At 36.1% G+C, this 20,296-nt stretch carries 17 protein-coding genes and 2 tRNA genes; 8 read left to right on the forward strand and 11 right to left on the reverse strand.

Annotated elements, in window-relative coordinates; genetic code table 11:
• Positions 1–52: 52 nt before the first annotated feature.
• The 6 genes from HX049_RS08515 to HX049_RS08540 all read right to left on the reverse strand — a co-directional run bounded on the left by HX049_RS08515 (position 53) and on the right by HX049_RS08540 (position 9,153).
• Positions 53–628 (reverse strand): hypothetical protein, encoded by a 576-nt coding sequence (locus tag HX049_RS08515; RefSeq protein WP_286415417.1) that lies wholly within the window; start codon positions 626–628, stop codon positions 53–55.
• A gap of 263 nt (positions 629–891) precedes the next feature.
• Positions 892–2,433: an acyl-CoA carboxylase subunit beta gene (locus HX049_RS08520; RefSeq protein WP_286415418.1), complete on the reverse strand. Its 1,542-nt coding sequence runs from the start codon at positions 2,431–2,433 to the stop codon at positions 892–894.
• A gap of 6 nt (positions 2,434–2,439) precedes the next feature.
• Positions 2,440–3,879: an acetyl-CoA carboxylase biotin carboxylase subunit gene (gene accC / locus HX049_RS08525; protein WP_006259843.1), complete on the reverse strand. Its 1,440-nt coding sequence runs from the start codon at positions 3,877–3,879 to the stop codon at positions 2,440–2,442.
• A 2-nt stretch (positions 3,880–3,881) separates the two neighbouring features.
• A complete protein-coding gene (locus tag HX049_RS08530) occupies positions 3,882–4,367 on the reverse strand; it encodes an acetyl-CoA carboxylase biotin carboxyl carrier protein subunit (RefSeq protein ID WP_286415421.1) in 486 nt (161 codons plus the stop codon).
• 447 nt (positions 4,368–4,814) lie between these two features.
• Positions 4,815–5,873: a thiamine-phosphate kinase gene (gene thiL / locus HX049_RS08535; protein WP_041894723.1), complete on the reverse strand. Its 1,059-nt coding sequence runs from the start codon at positions 5,871–5,873 to the stop codon at positions 4,815–4,817.
• 76 nt (positions 5,874–5,949) lie between these two features.
• Entirely contained in the window at positions 5,950–9,153 is a 3,204-nt protein-coding gene (locus HX049_RS08540; RefSeq protein WP_286415422.1) for a glycosyltransferase family 117 protein, read from the reverse strand.
• Between the two features lie 183 nt (positions 9,154–9,336).
• Here HX049_RS08540 and HX049_RS08545 point away from each other — a divergent pair.
• Both HX049_RS08545 and HX049_RS08550 read left to right on the forward strand, forming a co-directional pair.
• Positions 9,337–9,407, forward strand: a tRNA-Gln gene (locus HX049_RS08545).
• 222 nt (positions 9,408–9,629) lie between these two features.
• Positions 9,630–9,700 (forward strand) — tRNA-Gln (locus HX049_RS08550).
• A 94-nt stretch (positions 9,701–9,794) separates the two neighbouring features.
• On the opposite strand, the gene HX049_RS08555 is transcribed toward HX049_RS08550, so the two are convergent.
• Genes HX049_RS08555 through HX049_RS08575 form a run of 5 tightly spaced genes read right to left on the reverse strand, consistent with a single transcriptional unit; the run spans position 9,795 to position 14,506 of the window.
• Positions 9,795–10,580, reverse strand: a complete 786-nt coding sequence (locus tag HX049_RS08555; RefSeq protein ID WP_286415424.1) for an enoyl-CoA hydratase/isomerase family protein — start codon at positions 10,578–10,580, stop codon at positions 9,795–9,797.
• A 16-nt stretch (positions 10,581–10,596) separates the two neighbouring features.
• The gene (locus HX049_RS08560) at positions 10,597–12,069 is read right to left on the reverse strand and encodes a sensor histidine kinase (protein WP_286415426.1); all 1,473 of its coding nucleotides are present in this window, start codon (positions 12,067–12,069) and stop codon (positions 10,597–10,599) included.
• Complete coding sequence (locus HX049_RS08565) at positions 12,069–12,608, reverse strand: CopD family protein (RefSeq protein WP_286415428.1); 540 nt, start codon at positions 12,606–12,608, stop codon at positions 12,069–12,071. The genes HX049_RS08560 and HX049_RS08565 overlap by 1 nt, the downstream gene beginning before the upstream one ends.
• Positions 12,609–12,612: 4 nt before the next feature.
• A complete protein-coding gene (gene hemH / locus HX049_RS08570; RefSeq protein WP_286415430.1) occupies positions 12,613–13,629 on the reverse strand; it encodes a ferrochelatase in 1,017 nt (338 codons plus the stop codon).
• 4 nt (positions 13,630–13,633) lie between these two features.
• Positions 13,634–14,506 carry a helix-turn-helix transcriptional regulator gene (locus HX049_RS08575; protein WP_286415431.1) on the reverse strand — a complete coding sequence of 291 codons (873 nt, stop codon included), beginning with the start codon at positions 14,504–14,506 and terminating at the stop codon, positions 13,634–13,636.
• 232 nt (positions 14,507–14,738) lie between these two features.
• Between HX049_RS08575 and hemA the strand changes: the two genes are divergently transcribed.
• The 6 genes from hemA (at position 14,739) to hemF (ending at position 20,202) form a co-directional block, all read left to right on the forward strand.
• Positions 14,739–15,989, forward strand: coding sequence for a glutamyl-tRNA reductase (hemA, locus tag HX049_RS08580; protein ID WP_006259834.1), 1,251 nt, complete (start codon positions 14,739–14,741; stop codon positions 15,987–15,989).
• Position 15,990: 1 nt separating this feature from the next.
• Positions 15,991–16,920 carry a hydroxymethylbilane synthase gene (gene hemC, locus HX049_RS08585; RefSeq protein WP_006259833.1) on the forward strand — a complete coding sequence of 310 codons (930 nt, stop codon included), beginning with the start codon at positions 15,991–15,993 and terminating at the stop codon, positions 16,918–16,920.
• A gap of 1 nt (position 16,921) precedes the next feature.
• A complete protein-coding gene (locus tag HX049_RS08590; RefSeq protein WP_286415433.1) occupies positions 16,922–17,587 on the forward strand; it encodes a uroporphyrinogen-III synthase in 666 nt (221 codons plus the stop codon).
• Between the two features lie 37 nt (positions 17,588–17,624).
• Positions 17,625–18,653, forward strand: a complete 1,029-nt coding sequence (gene hemE, locus HX049_RS08595) for a uroporphyrinogen decarboxylase (protein ID WP_039328658.1) — start codon at positions 17,625–17,627, stop codon at positions 18,651–18,653.
• A gap of 66 nt (positions 18,654–18,719) precedes the next feature.
• Positions 18,720–19,079 carry a hypothetical protein gene (locus tag HX049_RS08600; RefSeq protein WP_006262349.1) on the forward strand — a complete coding sequence of 120 codons (360 nt, stop codon included), beginning with the start codon at positions 18,720–18,722 and terminating at the stop codon, positions 19,077–19,079.
• Positions 19,080–19,296: 217 nt separating this feature from the next.
• A complete protein-coding gene (hemF, locus tag HX049_RS08605; RefSeq protein WP_286415435.1) occupies positions 19,297–20,202 on the forward strand; it encodes an oxygen-dependent coproporphyrinogen oxidase in 906 nt (301 codons plus the stop codon).
• The last annotated feature ends 94 nt before the right edge of the window (positions 20,203–20,296 follow it).

Here is a 20,296-nt window from a genome sequence, read left to right on the forward strand (position 1 = left end):
AAAAAAAAGGTTGTCTATTTAGACAACCTTTTTATAAAGTATGTATATATGCTTAACTACCTAAAACTGCTGCTGTAGCAAAAAGAGTTAGTGTCAATATAAAGAGAACAACACCTATTAATGAAATCACTAAACCAGCTATAGCTAATCCTTTAGGTTTTCTAAATACTCCGATTGCAGAGAAGATTAACCCTAATAACCAGCATATTCCATTTATAAAAGGAAGCCAAAACAGAAGAATAGCAACAATAGCCAAGATAAATCCTGCTAATCCAAGATTATTCTTTTCTGGTACTACAGGAGGGTAATAAGCTTGTTGTTGATTGTATCCTTGTTGATTATAGTTTGACTGTGGAGGAGGAGGTGTAGATCTAACTTCTTGCTCTATTTCTCTCTCAAGTTCTTTTGCTGCCTCTACTACAGGCTCAACAACTTCTTCTTTTATCGTTTCAACGATTGGCTCAACAACTTCTTTCTCTATGTTATCTACTGTCTCTTCGATAGATGAAGTTACTTTATCAACAATTGATTCTTCGTGTTTAGTTTCTTCAGATGAAGGTACTGGAGGAGGAGTATGCTCTGTATGTTCAGGAGCTTTCTTTCCTTCTAGGTTTTTATTATCTTCCATAGTGGCTATATTTTATTAGATCAAATATAGGTTTTATTTAACAAAAAAAATATACTTATATATTTAAAAATAAATATTTAATTAACTCTTTTTGGCTAAAATAATAGTGATTGTTCTTTTTTATTTCTTTGCTGTTAATTTTAAAGGTGTTTTTTTTAAGAAATAAGAGAGTAAGGATTAGGGAATAGAATGCCTTTGAGTAGAGAGGGAGAAGTAGATAAAAAAAGCCCTTTAGCTATGTAACTAAAGGGCTGTTGAATTTATTAAAGAGGAATATTTCCGTGTTTTCTGTTTGGCATATTTACTTCTTTATGTTCTAACATAGAGAATGCCTTAAGCAGTTTTCTACGAGTGTCATGAGGAAGAATTACTTCATCAATGAATCCTCGTTGTGCTGCTCTGTATGGAGTAGCAAATTTGTCTGCATATTCAGCTTCTTTCTCAGCTAATTTTGCTGCAGGATCTGCTGCTTCTGCTATTTCTTTCTTAAAGATAATCTCACTAGCCCCTTTAGCTCCCATTACTGCAATTTCAGCATTTGGCCAAGCAAAGTTCATATCTGCTCCGATGTGTTTAGAGTTCATCACATCATAAGCACCTCCATAGGCTTTACGAGTAATCACAGTTACTTTAGGCACTGTAGCTTCACTTAATGCATACAGTAACTTAGCACCGTGTACGATGATACCATTCCACTCCTGATCTGTACCAGGTAAGAATCCAGGTACGTCTACTAAGACTAATAGAGGAATATTAAAAGCATCGCAGAATCTAGTGAAACGAGCGGCTTTAATAGAGCTGTTTACATCTAAACATCCTGCTAAGAACATAGGATTATTAGCCACAATACCTACACTTTTGCCTCCTAGTCTAGCGAAACCTACTACGATATTCTCAGCGTAGTCTTTGTGTATTTCGAAGAAAGAACCTTCATCTATGATATGATTAATTACCTCTTTCATATCATAAGGCTTATTAGAGCTCTCAGGTACTATCTCATCTAGCTCATATCTATACTCTTCACCTATGGTATATGGAAGACTCATTGGCTTCTCCATATTGTTTTGAGGCATATAAGATAGTAACGTTTTCACGTCCTCTAGACACGCTACATCATTAGGAGAGGTAGTATGAGCTACTCCAGACTTCGTAGAGTGAGTACTCGCTCCTCCTAATTCTTCTGAAGTCACCTCTTCATTAGTCACTGTTTTTACAACGTTAGGCCCTGTTACAAACATATAACTAGAACCTTCTACCATCATCGTGAAGTCAGTCATCGCAGGAGAATATACTGCTCCTCCAGCACATGGTCCCATAATAGCAGATAGCTGAGGTATCACACCAGATGCTTGTACATTGCGGTAAAAGATATCTGCATATCCACCTAATGATCTTACACCTTCTTGTATACGTGCTCCTCCAGAATCGTTTAGTCCTATCATGGGCGCGCCCATTTTAAGTGCCATATCCATTACTTTACAGATTTTCTCTGCATGAGTTTCAGAAAGTGCTCCTCCGAATACGGTAAAGTCTTGTGCGAATACATAGACTAAGCGACCGTTGATCGTTCCGTACCCAGTCACTACACCATCTCCGTGATATACTTCTTTATCCATACCGAAGTCAGTCGTACGGTGCGTCACTAGCATACCGATCTCTTCAAATGAACCTTCGTCTAGTAGGTATTCTACACGTTCACGAGCAGTAAGTTTTCCTTTGCTGTGTTGTGTATCTATTCTTTTTTGCCCTCCGCCTAGTTTAGCTTGGGCTTGTATTTCTTGTAATTTGTTTATTTTCGGATTCATAGGTTCTTAGTTTGGTAATCGAAGTTGTTTTTGGTCTTCTAAATACATTTGTAGCGCAAGGTATGCTGCTATCTCTGCTTCATCTTTATACTCTTCTTTGATTAGATCAGCATTGTAGTATTTTTTCACGAAGTTCGTGTCAAAATGGCCTTCTCTAAAAGCATTGTGTTCCATTACGAACTTACCAAATGGCAATGTCGTACTGATGCCTTTTACCTTATATGCTTTAATGGCTTCGATCATTATCTCTATAGCCTCCTCACGTGTCTGCCCATAAGTAATTAACTTGGCTAACATCGGGTCGTAGTAGATAGGTACATCCATTCCTTCTTCTATACCGTTATCTACACGGATACCCTCTCCAGTAGGTAGTTGATAGATTTCTAAGTTTCCTACACTAGGTAAGAAATCATTTAGAGGGTCTTCTGCATAGATACGAAGTTCCATAGCATGTCCTTTGATCTCTAAATCTTCTTGTGTAAAAGGAAGCTTCTCTCCACGAGCTACCTTGATTTGCATCTCTACTAGGTCTAATCCAGTGATTAATTCTGAGACAGGATGCTCTACTTGTAGACGAGTGTTCATCTCTAAGAAGTAGAAATTAAGGTGTTCATCTATTAAGAATTCTACCGTACCAGCCCCTACATAATCACAAGATTTGGCTACCTTAATAGCGGCTTCTCCCATAGCTTTACGCACTTCAGGAGTTAGTACAGCAGAAGGAGCTTCTTCTATTACTTTTTGGTGGCGACGTTGAATACTGCATTCTCTTTCAAATAAGTGAACTACGTTACCGTGTTTATCTGCTAACACTTGTATCTCAATGTGTCTAGGCGAACCTATATATTTCTCAATGAAAACAGAACCATCTCCAAAAGCATTGGTTGCTTCAGAAATAGCGCGTTGCATTTGACTTTCAAATTCTTCTTCTTTTTCTACGATACGCATCCCTTTTCCACCACCACCAGCAGCAGCTTTGATTAAGATAGGAAAGCCTATTTCTTTAGCTACTTGTTTAGCTTTGGCTACGTCAGTGATAGCCTCATCTAGACCTGGTACCATAGGGATGTTATAGTCTTTTACGGTTTCTTTAGCAGCTAGTTTATTACCCATTACTTCTATAGCGTGTGTATCTGGGCCGATAAAGGTAATCCCAGCAGCATTACAGGCTAAAGCGAAGTTAGAGTTCTCACTTAAGAATCCATATCCTGGGTGGATACCATCTACATTTAATGATTTTGCTACTTCTAATATTTTATCTCCTAATAAATAAGATTGGTTAGAAGGAGCCTCTCCGATACATACAGCTTCATCAGCCATACGTACGTGTGGAGCATTACGATCAACAGTAGAGTACACAGCTACTGTCTTAATCCCCATTTTTTTAGCTGTAGTCATAATACGTACAGCTATTTCGCCACGGTTGGCAACTAATATTTTTTTCATCTTTATTCGAATTCAATTAACACTAATCCTTTATCAACAGTGGCACCTTTAGTCACGTTGATAGACTTAATAATCCCAGCTCTAGGAGAAGATAAGTTGTTCTCCATCTTCATAGCTTCTAAGATTAGTAAGTTGTCATTTTCAGCTACTTCTTGCCCTACAGTTACCAAAATATCTAGGATAAGACCAGGCATAGGAGCCTTGATAGAATTAACCTGCTTAGTAGAGTTTAAGGAGAAGCCTAATTGATTGATTAGCTTATCGAGTTCGGTTTGGATATTGACAGAATAGCTATTTCCGTTGACATTTACAGTATAGTTTTTGTCTGTAAAGTGGTTCTCAAGTATTTCCACGTCATAAGATCTGCTGTTTTTGAGTACGTGATATGTAGATTCATTTACACGAGATACATTGATGTCTCCTTGTAATAAATCTTCACTTTCAAAAACAGTATCAGCATTCACTTTTAATTGATACGTTTTATTCATTATATTTTTAGTTTTTGGTATTCGTAAATATAATTAAATGTGTGATATATAAATAATATTTATTGATAATTTAATTTTTTACTACACTATGGTGGAAATATTGTTTTTTTACAATAATTTTGGTTGATCCAGACTGTAAATAAATAAAATAAAAGAGGTTACAGGGTATTCGGGGAGATTTGTATACACTGGTTCTGTTAAGCTAATTTGCTCTATTTGGCATTGGGTCTTATTGTACTTGAGTCCGTAGTGAGTCCGTTATGAGTCTGTAGTGATTCCGTTATTTTGTGCTAAACAACGGAGTAATTATGGAGGGATAAGATACTAAGTGTGCTAAGGTGTAAAACTAGTCTGGAGGAAGTGTGAAAAGAATGTAGAGGGAGGGTAAAGGCTAGTATAAAAAGAAAAAGGTAATCTCTAGTTAGAAATTACCTTTTGTAATAGTTATTATTCTTCGTCTTTGTTTTCTAAAGGATTCCATCCTCTTGATTTTAAAGGAATTTTAGTGTTTGCTCTTGAGATAAGATGAACACCTTCACTCTCTTGTGTTGTGTGACCTATCACTGTTAAGTTTGGATTACCCTTGATTTTGTCAAAGTCTTCCATTTTAATAGTGAATAACAGTTCATAATCTTCTCCACCATTGATAGCCATCGTAGTAGCATCGATATTAAACTCTTCACAAGTGTTCATAAACTGAGGGTCTAAAGGAAGTTTCTCTTCATATAGATTACATCCTACTTTAGAACTTTTGCAAATATGCATGATTTCAGAAGATAAGCCATCAGAGATGTCTATCATCGCTGTAGGTTTTACACCTAGATCTGCTAATAGCTGTTTGATATCTGTTCTCGCCTCTGGTTTTAACTGTCTTTCGATGATGTATTCGTAGATAGATAAGTCAGGCTGATTATTAGGGTTTACTAAGAATACTTGTTTCTCACGCTCTAGGATTTGCAATCCCATATAAGCAGATCCTATATCACCTGTTACCACTAATAAGTCATTGTCATTCGCGCCACTGCGGTACACTAATTCTTCTTCTTTAGCTTTACCAATAGCTGTCACGCTTATAATCAACCCTTTTTGTGATGAGGTGGTGTCTCCACCCACTAAGTCTACTTTATAATACTTACACGCTAAGGCGATACCTTCGTATAACTCATCTAGAGCTTCTAGTGGAAAACGATTAGACACTGCGATAGATACTGTGATCTGTGTAGGTACGGCATTCATCGCACAGATATCAGATAGGTTTACTACTACAGCTTTGTATCCTAAATGCTTAAGAGGAGAGTATGCAAGGTCAAAGTGTACTCCTTCGATTAATAAATCTGTAGAAACAACTACTTTATCTTCTCCAAAAGACAATACTGCAGCGTCATCTCCGATACCTTTAGTTGTACTCTCGTTTTCTATTGTAAAGTTTTGTGTTAAATGTTCTATTAATCCAAACTCACCTAAATGTCCTATATCGGTCTTAGATTGATTTTTATTCTCGATCATCTTATATCTGCTTTATTTTAAAGTAATGCAAAGGTAAAAAGAAAAGGCGATAGATTTATTTCTATCGCCTTTTAAACTATAAGTTAGCTCTTTTAAAATATTTAAAATAGCCATTATATGTATTGAAGTCCGGTACTAGACTAGCGTAGTAGCTAGGGTCTTCTTCTTCTATTATTTGTAACAGAGAGCGCCATATTTCTATTTCAGTAATGATCTCTCTAGCATAGTATTCGATATCATTTATCTCAAGGCCTTTATAGTAAGTAAGTGCTTCTTGAGATTTTTGAATTAATTCTTTAGCCATTTGACGAGCATTTTCTTTTTCGCCAACTTTATAAGAACCTTCTACGAATGGATGTACTACTTCGTATAAACCATAGTATTTGATCGGCATATTCGTCATCGCTATATCGATAACTTTCTTCGCTTTCTCTTCTTTACCTTCTAGTAATAACTGTTCCATCAGTCTAGCAAGGTTGATACGGTAGCTCAATGCATTACGTCTAGTCTGAGGATCGTGATAGATTTTATCACTTCCCATATTGCCCCAGTACCACTTCGTTACGATATCATACATTCTATCTGCGTCTATAGAGCCTCTGTCTAGCGGATGAGAGCTCTCTGTAGCAGATTTCAGAGGAACTAGTTTGTATACTAAACCGCTTAACTGCAAGTAATCTTTCATCCAGATGAAATCATCATCTCCCCAGCTACCTCCAGAGAAGTATATAGGTCTTTCCCAGTTATTATTAGCTACTATATCTAGCATGATAAGGCGGTGCTTATAAATAGCTTGATCTGTAATATCAATGTCCAGATAAGGTAATATATCTTTTCTTAAGTGAGGAGATACGATATTGTGTTTCGCGATATTAGCACTATCTACAGGTATTCTGATCTGATTAGTAGGAGCGATATACAATGTAGTTCCTGCCTCTGTTTTAATCTTTGTTCTATCGTCATCAGATTTAATGAAGTTAAGAAGAGAGTTGATGTCTATTCTTTCTTCGATCATCTTGTTTACGATGATAGCATCTCTTTTATTACCTACATATTGATCATGTGTGAAGGAGATCGGTAGAGGCTCTGAGTCATACGCTTTTGCTCTCATCTGGTCAATATACCAGTCTAATGGAAGTAAACTCGTACATACTACTCTTACGTCTGTTCTGTATCCTTCTACGTCTTGTAAATACCACAGTGGGAATGTATCGTTATCTCCAATAGTAAATAAGATCGCATTCGGATCACATGAATCTAAGTATGCTCTAGCATTAGCAAGGGCTGTATAACGATCTGAACGGTCGTGGTCATCCCAGTTTTGTTGTGCTAATAATACAGGAGCTGCAAATAATGATACAACTAGAACAGCAGGACCAGCTATTTTTGGTTGTACATATTTTTTAAGTCCGTCGAAGATAGCGTATACTCCGAATCCTATCCACATCGCGAATACGTAGAATGCAGGTACTACAGCATAGTCACGTTCACGAGGTTCGAATGGGCGCTCGTTCAAGAATATTTTAAGTGCAAAACTTGTAAATAGGAATAACACTAATAATACCCAGAACATCTTAGGGTCTTTACGATAGTGGAATACAATACCGATAAGCCCAAGTATAAAAGGTAAGAAGAAATAAGTGTTTCTACCTTTGTTTTCTAATGTGTCTGAAGGTAAGTTATCTTGAGATCCTAAGCGTATTTCGTCTAAGAATTTGATACCACTAATCCAGTTACCGTGTTGTAAGTCACCTTGACCTTGTACATCATCTTGTCTCCCTGCGAAGTTCCACATTAGGTAACGCCAGAACATATATCCGAATTGGTAGTCAAACATAAAGCTGATATTGCTAGCGAATGAAGGTACTTCGATTTCTAGGTATTCTCCATATTGATCTAGGAATTTATCAAGTCCGTCATAATCAATTTCTCCACTAGCAAGACCTTGTTTTACTCCAGATACTAATTCTTCTAACTCTTTTGTTCCAGCATATTGAGAAGATACCTTAAAGTCTAAAGGCTTAGTGTAACGCATATAGTTAACACGGTGATTCTTGTCTGTACTCCACAGTCTAGGAAGGAATCCTTTATGAGTGCTATCGAAGTTTTGCCCTGCGTTTTTATATTCATTTACGATTTCATACTTACCTGTTTGGTAGTTTCTTTCGTAGTTTGGTTTCTCGTCTTTCCAAGGATTGTTTTTATCTAATCCTACATATTTTTTAGTGAAGTAAGAGTCGTAATAGATACTTTCTTCCCCATACTGTTCACGTTGGTAGTATGCTAATAGCTCTGAAGCATCAGAAGGCGTGTTCTCATTGATCACTACTTTTGCATTAGCACGGATAGGCAACATTATCCAACTCGTCAATCCAACAAATACAAAAAGAAGTGTTAGGATAAGTGTGTTTACCATTATTTTATTCTTCTTCTCTGTGTATCTCAATCCGAATACAAAGAAGGCAACAATCAATAAGAAGGCAAATATAGTTCCGCTGTTAAATGGCATTCCTATTGAGTTCACCATAAAGATCTCTGTCTTACCAAATAAGGCTAAGGTCTTAGGGAATAAGAAAGCAAAAAGGAAGAATAATACTCCTATAGCAGCGACGTTAGCTATGATAAAGTTTTTGATTGTTACTTTTTGGTATCTTTTAAAGAAATATAGTAATGCGATAGATGGGACTGTCAATAAAGCCATTAGGTGGACTCCAAATGAAGCTCCGATAACTAATCCTATCAATAATAGCCAACGATTACCTTTAGGAGTGTTGATATCATCGTACCATCTTATACCTAAGTACAATAGAAGTGATGTTAGAAACATCGCAGAAGCATATACTTCAGACTCTACAGCATTAAACCAAAAACTATCTGTGAATGTAAAGGCTAATGAACCAACAGCAGCACTACCTAAAACAACGATGGCGTTAGGGTTCGTCCACTCACTTTTAGCAACGACGATTTTTTTAAGTAAGTTAGATAATGTCCAGAACATAAAAAGAATGGTAAACGCGCTAGATATAACAGCGACCATGTTCACCATTAAGGCAACTTTATCTGGAGAGGTAGCAAACATCGAGAAGAAAGCTCCTAACATTTGATAAAAAGGTGCCCCAGGAGGGTGTCCTACTTGTAGTTTAGCAGAGGTAGCAATATATTCTCCAGGATCCCAGAAGCTCACTGTAGGCTCTACTGTTAGCGTATAAGTTAATAGAGCGATAGCAAAACATAGCCATCCTCCTATAACATTCCACTTCTTGTAATTGAATGTCAACATATTTGTAATTACTAGATATTTTATCAGATTGTATATACAAAGAAAAGATTTTTTTTGTGTTGCATGAAGGAATTAGAAAAAATTAATTTTTTTGAAAGAAAAGTTTGGAGATTATAAAAATAGTTATACTTTTGCATCCGCATTGATGAAGTAATTACGCTTTACGGTATGTAAAAAAGGTATTGGCCTATGGTGTAATGGTAACACAGCTGATTTTGGTTCAGTCGTTCTAGGTTCGAGTCCTAGTAGGCCAACAGAAAAGCCTCTTGATTTTTCAAGAGGCTTTTTTTATTTTAATTGTATGCAAAAAATAAAATGTTAAATTTTTTAATACTCCGTCTTGACTATGAGTATCTTAGCGAAATAGGGGGTTGAGAGTGATTAAAAAAGATATTTTATATTTGGAAGAATCAAAAAATGTGCTAATTTTGCATCCGCATTACTGAAGTAATTATGCCAAAGTAATGAAGTGGTATTGGCCTATGGTGTAATGGTAACACAGCTGATTTTGGTTCAGTCGTTCTAGGTTCGAGTCCTAGTAGGCCAACAAAAACCTCTTGAGTAATCAAGAGGTTTTTTTATTTCAAGAATAAGGAATTGAAATAAGAAAGGTCAGAGCGCGCTCTGACCTTTTTTTATGATTAGTTCTGACCTTTGAATTCAGGTTTTCTCTTTTCTAAGAAAGCAGTAGTTCCTTCTGTGAAGTCTTCTGTTTCGAAGCATTCTCCGAAGTTCTTAATTTCTTCGTGATATCCGTTAACTCCGTCTTTGAAGTTGGCATTGATAGACTTTATAGCTCGTCCGATAGCAGAAGCTGAGTTAGAAGCTATTTTGTTTGCTATTTTCTTTGTGAATGTTAATAGTTCTTCTTGTTCTACAACATGATTAACTAAACCATAAGATAGAGCCTTGTCAGCTGTTATCATTTCTGCAGTCATGATTAACTCCATAGCTCTTCCTTTTCCTATAAGTTGAGGTAAGCGTTGCGTCCCACCATATCCTGGTATTAGACCAAGGGTTACTTCTGGAAGTCCCATTTTAGCGTTGTTAGATGCAATTCTGAAGTGTGCAGCCATTGCAAGTTCTAATCCACCACCTAAGGCAAATCCATTAACAGCAGCAATTACTGGTTTGTTGTAATTTTGAACATAGTCAAATAGAAGCTCTTGTCCTTTGGCAGCTAACTGCGAACCTTCACTAGTGTTGAAGCTAGAGAACTCTTTAATGTCAGCACCTGCAACGAAAGCTTTTTCTCCACTTCCAGTAAGGATGATAACACGTGTTTCGCGGTCTTTTTCAAAGTGTTTAAGGGCTTGGTGAAGCTCTTCAATTGTAGGCTTGTTTAAAGCGTTTAATTTAGTTGGTCTATTAATGGTTATAATGGCCAGGCTTCCTTCTTTTTCTACTAGAATATTTTCAAAATCCATAATATTTTTTATTTGATTAATTATTTATAATGGGCAAGGTAACAATAAATGTGGTGCCAAGACCCTCTTCAGTTTCGAAGATTATTGTACCGTTGTAATTTGTAATTATATTTTTGATAATACCTAAACCTAATCCCATCCCGCTTGTTTTGGTAGTGAATTTAGGTTGGAATATCTTGTTTAGATCTTCTTGTTTTATACCGGTTCCATTATCTGCTACTTTGATAATAGCGCTTTCAGTTGTTCTTGAAATACTTACTTTTATCTGTGGATTATTTTGCTCAGATGGAATAGCTTGTATTGCATTTTTGACTAAGTTAGTAATAATTCTGATTAGTTGTGTTCTATCTATTTTAGATATAATCTCTGGATCTGAACTTTCAAACGATATATAGTCTTCATTAAAGATGTCAAGTGTTAATCTTACAGTGTTGACAATATCAAGTGTCTCGTCCTGTTGTGCTGGCATTGCTGCAAAACTTGAGAACGCAGTAGCTACTGAGGTCATGGTATCTATCTGTTGTATTAATACTTGAGAGAAGTCCTTTAGCTTTGTTTTGATATCTGGATCATTAGGATCAAATCTTCTTTCGAAGCTCTGGACAGTCAGGCGCATTGGGGTAAGAGGGTTTTTTATTTCATGAGCTACTTGCTTAGCCATCTCTCTCCAGGCTTGTTCTCTTTCTGTTTGAGCTAGTTTTTCGTAGGAATCATCGAGTTTCTCTACCATGTCATTATAGGCAGTGATAAGTGCGGAAATCTCTTTACTGGTGTTGCTAGAATCGATTTTTTCGTTTTTTTGTCCAAACTTGGTACTGGTGATTTTGACACTGATGTTGTTTAGACTTTGAGTGATATAGTTTGACAAGAAGTAAGAGATGGCAATAGACATAATAAGCATAATGATATACACTTGTCCGAACTTAATCATAAAGTTCTGGATCTCATTTTCATAAAACTCTGTTTTTTCCTCATATGGTATTTTAAGTATACCAAGAGGTTTGTATTTTAAATCCTTTAAAAAGCTGTATGCTATACGTATGCGGTTGCTATCGACCGTTTTTATATCTACAAAGCGTTTGTTAGGAGAGGATTGTATTGTCTTTAAGACTAAGGGAGAGATATTTTTAGAGATGCTGTCTACAGAAAAGGTACCTCTTGAGGTGATCAAGAGGCGTCCTTGTAAATCGTGTATATTGATTTCTGTATTGTGTATGGCTGCTAGCTCATGTATTTTGTCTCTAAAGATGCGCGGAATATTCTCTGTTGTTAAAGGATATTCTGAGGTCGTTAAGATGTAGTTTATATTCTCATTGATAGAGTTTTCCGTTCTCTCTAGTCTATATTGATGATACGTACGTGCTTCTTCTCTAAATTGATACACTGATACAGCAGATATCAATACAGATGAGATAATACTCAAAAATATAAGTGAGAAAAATATTCTATTTCTCAGAGAAAAGTTCTTTAATATAAAGTCATCTTTCATTATTTTCTGCTATCGCGAATTCGTTTGTATAGGCGTATTCCTAGCATTAATAGTATTGATAAACCTACTAGTCCTACAACTCCAAATATCCAATTAAAAGTACTTTTTAAAATTACTAAAAATACTACAGAAAATAAAATCAAGGTTGCTCCTTCGTTCCAAATCCTAAAAAAAGAAGATGTTTTAGTCATCGTTCTATTGTTGATTTGTTTTACGAACTGATGACATTTTAGATGATAAGCAATTAATGCTACTACAAATAATAGTTTTACATGCATCCAGGGTTGGCTTAACCAAGCCGGTATTACTATCAGCATCCATATCCCAAAAACTGTTGCTAATACTGCTGCAGGCCATGTGATGATATTCCACAAGCGATTAGTCATAATCGTGTATTGATCTCTTAGGATGTTGGATTGTACTTCAGGCATATCCTTTGTCTCAGCGTAATAGACAAATAGACGTACAATATAAAATAGTCCTGCAAACCAGCATACGATAAAAATTATATGTAAGGCTTTTAGATATAGGTACAACATAATGTTATTTGTTTTGCCATTCTTTTATCCAAGTAACCATTGCATCGATCCACATGTCATCATCATTCATACAAGGGATTGTTCTGAACTCTTCTCCTCCGTGTTTTAAGAACTCATCATGTGCTTCCATTCCTATTTCTTCTAACGTTTCAAGACAGTCAGCTACAAAGGCAGGAGTAACTACAGCTAGTTTCTTAATACCTTTTTCAGCTAGTCCATTTACAGTTGCATCTGTTGGGGGCTGTAGCCATTTGTCCATTCCTAATCTAGATTGGAATGAATTAGTGTATTTGTCAGCAGGGATGTTTAACTTCTCTACTACTTGTCTTGTTGTTTCTAAACATTGATGTCTATAGCAGAATTCATGTGCTTTAGAAGCTGTTTGACAACATGACCCATCTATAGTACAATGTCCCTTTGTTACATCTGACTTACGGATATGTCTTTCTGGTACTCCGTGATATGAGAATATTATATGATCATAATCAAAGCCTTCTAAATGACCTTGTATAGTGTGAGCTAATGCATCCACATACTCTTTCTTATTATAAAAAGCAGGTAAGCTGGTGATGTTCATTTGCGGAAAGTATTTTTGTCTTACTTCCTCTGCTAATACAGTTATCGTTTCTGTTGTAGCCATTGCAAATTGTGGATATAAAGGAATCATAAGTACATCCTCTATTCCTTTGTCTTTTAGTTCTTGTAAGCCTGTTTTGATAGATGGTTCTCCATATCTCATGGCTAGTGCTACTGGTATGTCCACTTTTGCTTGTACTTTCTTTTGTTGTCTTTCAGAAATTACGATTAGTGGAGAACCTTCTTCCCACCAGATTTTAGAATAAGCTTCTGCCGATTTCTTAGGTCTAGTATTCAGTATGATTCCTTTAACTAATAAACTTCTTAGGATGTATGGCATGTCTATTACTCTTTCATCCATTAAGAATTCTCCTAAATAAGGTTTTACGTCTTTTGCTGTAGGGCTTTTAGGTGAGCCTAGGTTAACTAATAATATACCTTGCATGTTGTTAATTATTTGTGTTGAGAGACATTAAGTATTTTTTCGGTGTAGTGCCAAACTTCTTTTTAAAGGCAGCAATAAAATGACTAGCAGAACTATAACCGATCTTTAGTCCTACTTCATTTACATTATAACTACCATTATCTAAGAGCTTGCGTGCGTATTCCATCTTATAGTCAAATAAGAAGCTGAATACAGAATCACCGTAAATCTGCTTAAAGCCCATTTTTAGTTTTTTAATGTTAATACCTACTGAGTCTGCTAGCTCTTGAAGTGTTGGTGGTTCTGCCATTTTACTGATTATGATGTCTTTTGCTTTTTTGATTTTAACGACATCATCTTCATCAGATAAGAATGGACAGTTCTCTATATTTTGATCTTCATTTTGATTAAATAGTAAACTAAGTAATTCGTAAGTCTTGCCTGTGTAATATAACTTCTTGATAGTCGGATTCATATAGAAGTTAAACAACTGATTTAGGACTATAGCCATAGAAGGAGTGATTTCTTCTTCAGAGTAATACTTTTTATCTCTATTCTCGCCAGTTAAGAAACCGATGAACTCTGCTTCAGTTGAAAATAAGGCGTGAAATTTCTTAATAGAGATTAAAATGCTAATTACCCAAGTGTTTGGTGTTATCTCTAAGTGAACAGGAAGTTGTTTTTGAGGATTGTAAAGAATCAGGAATTTTTCTTCATTAAGAGGAAGAGAGTACGCTCCTTGATTGAATACAAATTTAGCAGATCCTTTTAATCCAAAGTAAAATTGGATAACACCAGTTCCCATTTCTCGTTGAAAAGTAATATTCTCTGTCAGGTTGTTTTCGAACCTTAACATCGAAAAATTATCATCAATTATTATTTCTTCCGTAGGACTCATAGCGATACTTTTTAAACTTAAGTTAGAAACTTATTTAGTTACTTTTTATTTAGAATGATTCTATATAGAGTGTCTTTTAACCCTTGTCGTTGTTACAAATGTACTGTATTATAATGAAATGCAATGCTTTTTTTTTGAGAAATCCCTTAGCGATATAAATAGTCCTTCTAGCGTTACTTTTGTCGATTCTTTAATATTAAATTTGTTTACTTTTTTGAATTAACTCTGTGGTATGGACAAAATAGATAAGACTAAGCCTGCGACTTTTTATGCAGTAGGATTAAGTTATAAGAAAGCGGACGCTGAAATGCGCGGTAAGTTTAGTCTAAGTGATGAGGCCAAAGACAATTTATTAACTCAAGCTAAAAATGAAGGAATCGAGAGTTTAATCGTGATTTCTACATGTAATAGAACGGAGATATTTGGTTTCGCACAACACCCTTTCGAACTGATTAAATTATTATGTGATAACAGTAATGGTACGGTGGATGACTTCCGCAACGTAGCTTATGTATATAAGACTAAGGAGGCGATAGAACACTTATTCCGCGTTGGAACAGGATTAGATAGTCAGATATTAGGTGATTTTGAAATTATCAGTCAGATTAAAAATGCTTTTTACTTAGCGAAGGAGAAAGAACTGACAACGAACTACTTCGAGAGATTAGTTAATGCTGTTATCCAAGCAAGTAAACGTATTAAGAATGAGACTGAGCTTAGCTCTGGAGCTACTTCTGTATCATTTGCTTCTGTACAATATATTATGGATCATGTAGAAGATATCTCTAATAAGAATATCTTGTTATTCGGAACGGGTAAAATCGGTAGAAATACATGCGAGAATTTAGTGAAGCATACAAAGAATGATCATATCACACTTATTAATAGAACAAAAGAGAAGGCGCTAGAAGTAGCAGGTAAATTTAACCTTATCGTAAAGGATTATGCAGATTTACAAGCTGAAATACGCAAATCAGATGTGCTTATCGTAGCGACTGGTGCACAGAAGCCTACAGTAGATAAGGCGTTACTTAACTTGACAAAACCTCTTGTTATTTTAGATTTGTCTATTCCTAAGAACGTGAGTGATGATGTGACTGAGATAGAAGGAGTAGAGTTAATACACCTTGATTATTTATCTCAAATGACAGATAAGACTATCGAGAGAAGAAGAGAGTTCATTCCACAAGCAGAAGAAATTATAGAAGAGATCATGTCTGAGTTTATCGCTTGGACGAAGATGAGAAAATTCGCACCTACTATACATGCTCTTAAATCTAAGCTAGAGCAGATAAAAGATGGGGAATTAGATTATCATAAAAAGAAATATGATAACTTTGATTCTGAGCAAGCTGAACTAATCAGTATGCGCATCATACAGAAGATCACTACGCACTTTGCAAACCATCTTCGTCATGAAGATACAGTAGTGGATCAGAGTATAGAATGGATAGAAAAAGTGTTTCATATAGAATCAAATTAAAATGGGTAGAATTATTCGTATAGGTACACGTGATAGTGAACTAGCAATGTGGCAAGCAAAAACAGTTGAACAATCTCTTCAGAAATTGGGGTACAAAACAGAGTTAGTACCTGTTAAGTCTACAGGAGATCTAGTGTTAGACAAGCCACTATATGAGATGGGAATCACAGGAATCTTTACTAAGACTCTAGATGTGGCAATGATAAAAAAAGAGGTGGATATCGCAGTACATTCTATGAAAGATGTACCAACAGCTCTACCACAGGGAATCGTACAGGGAGCAGTACTTAAACGTGCTAATACTGTAGACATCTTATTACATAAAGGAGATACATCTTTTATGTCAGAAGAGGTTGAGGCAGTAGTAGCTACAGGAAGTTTAAGACGTAAAGCTCAATGGTTAAACCGTTTCCCAAAACATACAACAGTTGACCTACGTGGAAATGTAAATACTCGTATGGAGAAACTGCAAAACAGCGACTGGAATGGAGCAATCTTCGCTTCAGCTGGATTAGATCGTATTAAAAAGAAACCATCGAACTTCATTAATCTTGACTGGATGATACCTGCACCTGCACAGGGAGCTATGGTAGTAGTCGTAAATGCAGATGATAATCATGCTTTAGACGCAGTAGCTCAGTTAAATGATTATGAAACAGAGATGACTACTTATATAGAAAGACAGTTTTTAAGAACGTTAGAAGGTGGATGTACAGCTCCTATCGGTGCTTTAGCTACTTATAATGATCACGATGACACGATTAATTTTAAAGGGGTACTATTCTCTTTAGATGGCCAACAGAAGTTCGAAGTGAACAAAGTAGTGGATATCGCAGAGTGGAAGAAGCTTGGATTCTTTGCAGCTAAAGAAATTCTTGAGAATGGTGGTAGTGAATTAATGGAAACACTACGTCAACAATTAAAAAAATAAAATGTCTTTTAATCCAACTATTTTATCTACACGTAAGATTAAAGCGAGTGTATTAGAAGCTATAGCTTTAGGGAAGGTGCATTTAGTAGAACAAGATTATATCTTGACAGAACACTTGGTATTCGACTTGGATGCTGTACATGATTATGTATTGTTTACGAGTCAGAATGCGGTGAAGAGTGTGATTAGTCAAGGGTATAGAGAAGTTCTGAATAAGAAACCAGCGCTATGTGTAGGGATAAAAACAAAAGAATTGTTGGAGGAGAACGGTTGGGAAGTTAAGGCTTGGGCACATTATGCAAAGGAATTAGCTCCTATCATTGTTCAAGACTATAAAGATAGAAATATAACATTCTTTAGTGGAAGTATCAGAAGAGATCTGTTGCCAGATGCTTTTAGAACAAATGGTGTAGTCTTTAATGAGTTTACAGTATATCAGACTGTGCTTAATCCTGTAAAGAATGAATACAAAGTAGATGGATTGTGCTTTTACAGTCCTTCAGCGATAGAGAGTTATCTTCAGCAGAATAGCATTACGACAGAAGTGTGCTTCTGCATAGGAGATACTACAGCAGAACCATTAAAAGGAGTTACACAGAATATTGTAATAGCGAAGCAACCTACAGTGGAGGCTACATTACAAGCTTGTGTGGATTATTATAAATAGAGTCAGCTAAAAATTGACGTATTAAAATCGAATAGAAATGATTAAAAATGATTTATTCTTAAGAGCGTTAAAAGGTGAAACAGTAGAGAGACCACCTGTATGGATGATGCGTCAAGCAGGTAGATACTTACCAGAGTTTCGCGAATTAAGAGATAAGTATGATTTTTTTACACGTTGTAGAATGCCAGAAATCGCAGCTGAGATTACAGTACAACCGATTCGTATTGTAAAACCAGATGCTGCTATTTTATTCTCAGATATTTTAGTCGTACCGCAAGCTATGAACATTGATGTAGAGATGAGACCTGGAGTAGGGCCATGGGTACCTAATCCTATCCGTTCTGCTAAAGATGTAGAGCAAGTTATCGTACCTAATATCGAAGAGACATTAGGATACGTAATGGATGCTATTAAAGTAACGAAAGAGATGTTAAACGATGAGGTACCATTGATTGGATTCGCTGGTTCACCTTGGACTATCTTTTGTTATGCAGTAGAAGGAAAAGGTTCTAAGAGCTTTGACTTAGCGAAAGGAATGTGCTTTTCTGATCCTGTAGCAGCACATACGTTATTACAAAAGATTACAGATACAACTATTTTGTACCTTAAAGAAAAGGTAAAAGCAGGTGTAAATGCTGTACAAATATTCGACTCATGGGGAGGAATGTTATCTCCAGTAGATTACCAAGAGTTCTCATGGCAGTATATTAACCAAATAGTAGAAGCATTAGCGGATATCACTCCAGTTATCGTATTTGGAAAAGGATGTTGGTTTGCATTACCTGAGATGGCGAAGTCAAAAGCGTCTGCATTAGGAGTAGACTGGACTTGTAGCCCACAGAACGCTCGTCTATTCACAGGAGGAGATATCACATTACAAGGTAACTTTGACCCAAGCCGTCTAATGTCACCAATCCCTACTATTAAGAAGATGGTACACGAGATGATCGATGCTTTCGGTAAAGATAAATATATAGTGAACCTAGGTCACGGTATCTTACCTCATATCCCAGTAGATCATGCAAAAGCATTTATCGAAGCGGTAAAAGAATACGAACACAAGTAAAATATTGACAGAAAAGCCTGCCGAAGTATGACGTAGGCTTTTTTGTTTTACTATATCATTTGACCTATGTTAAACAAAGGAACAAAAAGTGAAGAAGAAAGACGTATAGAGTCTATTGTTCAGAAGTTGTCTTCTATTGGGTTTACACCAGAGGACAAGAAATTTATAGAAGATCTAGACGTAGAGCTTCAAAAGATAGGCTTGAGTTATGAACAACTGTTGATAACAGAAGGTAAGGACTTAGCCTTGCACTTACATAAATTCAACTTCCCTTGGGACAAGATGGAAGAGTTTACAGATCTATTAGTGAAGTGGTCTTCTCAAGAGCCTTCATTAAAAGCAAAAGCAAAGGCTGTCTATCAATATATCCAAGATGAGAGCAAAGCATTCTCATTTAATATTATGACTAAGATTAGTCGCCTTTAAGAGATTACTTTTTACAGCAGAAACAGGTTGAGGAGTCATACACACTGTGATAGTGATATGTAGGACTAGAGGAGTCTGCTTACTATTGTTTATTTAAAGATAAGGTGGAGAGGTGCAATATAATGTATTGGCTAAACTACAGAACAATAGTTTTTTAATGATAAGTATCCTGACAGAGAGAGGATATGTACTATTTATAATATGTACTATTTATAATATGAAAGAACAATTTTATCAATATATACAACAGCTTCAAGATACCATTACAAAAGGACTTGAAGATATAGATGGAAAAGCAAAATTCCAAGAAGACCTTTGGGAACGTCCTGAGGGCGGTGGAGGTCGCACACGTGTAATCGAGAATGGAGCAGTATTCGAAAAAGGAGGAGTGAATATCTCTGCCGTACACGGACCGTTACCAGTAGCGATGCAAAAGTACTTTAATGTAGGAGATGTAGATTTTTTCGCTTGTGGATTATCGTTAGTAATTCACCCAAAGAGTCCTATGGTACCTACAGTACATGCCAACTGGCGTTATTTCGAAATGTATGACAAAGATGGTACAGTAGTGCGTTCTTGGTTTGGTGGAGGACAAGACCTAACACCATACTACTTATTCGATGAGGATGCTACGCATTTTCATACTGTATGTAAGACAGCTTGTGATAAGCATAATCCAGCGTTTTATCCATTGTATAAGAAGCAATGTGATGAATATTTCTGGAATGCACATAGAGAAGAGGCACGTGGTATTGGAGGATTATTCTTTGATCGCTTAGAAGCAACAGAAGAAATGTCTATGCAACAGTGGTATGACTTCGTAACCGAAGTAGGAGATAGCTTCTTAGAAGCTTATGCACCTATCGTAGAACGTCGTATGGATACACCTTATAGTGATGAACACCGTACATGGCAAGAAATTAGAAGAGGTAGATATGTAGAGTTTAACCTTGTTCATGATAAAGGAACTCTATTTGGATTAAAAACCAATGGACGTATCGAATCTATCCTAATGAGTCTACCACCGCATGTGCAATGGGTATATGACCACCATCCAGAAGAAAACAGTTGGGAAGAAAAGCTGTTGAAGGTATTAGCTAATCCTGTTGATTGGGTTAAATAGTTTACAGTTCACGGTTGACAGTTTACCTTTAGATTTGTTGAATAAGAAAATGATAATTTTATAGAAGTATAATAAAGCAACCAAATCAACAGAG

Source organism: Myroides odoratimimus (genome assembly GCF_030326305.1).
Taxonomy (GTDB): domain Bacteria; phylum Bacteroidota; class Bacteroidia; order Flavobacteriales; family Flavobacteriaceae; genus Flavobacterium; species Flavobacterium odoratimimum_A.

Bases quoted from the DNA above. Each gene is read 5' to 3' on its own strand.
- HX049_RS08515 (WP_286415417.1), bottom strand. From the start codon at position 628: ATGGAAGATAATAAAAACCTAGAAGGAAAGAAAGCTCCTGAACATACA.
- HX049_RS08520 (WP_286415418.1), bottom strand. From the start codon at position 2,433: ATGAATCCGAAAATAAACAAATTACAAGAAATACAAGCCCAAGCTAAA.
- accC (WP_006259843.1), bottom strand. From the start codon at position 3,879: ATGAAAAAAATATTAGTTGCCAACCGTGGCGAAATAGCTGTACGTATT.
- HX049_RS08530 (WP_286415421.1), bottom strand. From the start codon at position 4,367: ATGAATAAAACGTATCAATTAAAAGTGAATGCTGATACTGTTTTTGAA.
- thiL (WP_041894723.1), bottom strand. From the start codon at position 5,873: ATGATCGAGAATAAAAATCAATCTAAGACCGATATAGGACATTTAGGT.
- HX049_RS08540 (WP_286415422.1), bottom strand. From the start codon at position 9,153: ATGTTGACATTCAATTACAAGAAGTGGAATGTTATAGGAGGATGGCTA.
- HX049_RS08555 (WP_286415424.1), bottom strand. From the start codon at position 10,580: ATGGATTTTGAAAATATTCTAGTAGAAAAAGAAGGAAGCCTGGCCATT.
- HX049_RS08560 (WP_286415426.1), bottom strand. From the start codon at position 12,069: ATGAAAGATGACTTTATATTAAAGAACTTTTCTCTGAGAAATAGAATA.
- HX049_RS08565 (WP_286415428.1), bottom strand. From the start codon at position 12,608: ATGTTGTACCTATATCTAAAAGCCTTACATATAATTTTTATCGTATGC.
- hemH (WP_286415430.1), bottom strand. From the start codon at position 13,629: ATGCAAGGTATATTATTAGTTAACCTAGGCTCACCTAAAAGCCCTACA.
- HX049_RS08575 (WP_286415431.1), bottom strand. From the start codon at position 14,506: ATGAGTCCTACGGAAGAAATAATAATTGATGATAATTTTTCGATGTTA.
- hemA (WP_006259834.1), top strand. From the start codon at position 14,739: ATGGACAAAATAGATAAGACTAAGCCTGCGACTTTTTATGCAGTAGGA.
- hemC (WP_006259833.1), top strand. From the start codon at position 15,991: ATGGGTAGAATTATTCGTATAGGTACACGTGATAGTGAACTAGCAATG.
- HX049_RS08590 (WP_286415433.1), top strand. From the start codon at position 16,922: ATGTCTTTTAATCCAACTATTTTATCTACACGTAAGATTAAAGCGAGT.
- hemE (WP_039328658.1), top strand. From the start codon at position 17,625: ATGATTAAAAATGATTTATTCTTAAGAGCGTTAAAAGGTGAAACAGTA.
- HX049_RS08600 (WP_006262349.1), top strand. From the start codon at position 18,720: ATGTTAAACAAAGGAACAAAAAGTGAAGAAGAAAGACGTATAGAGTCT.
- hemF (WP_286415435.1), top strand. From the start codon at position 19,297: ATGAAAGAACAATTTTATCAATATATACAACAGCTTCAAGATACCATT.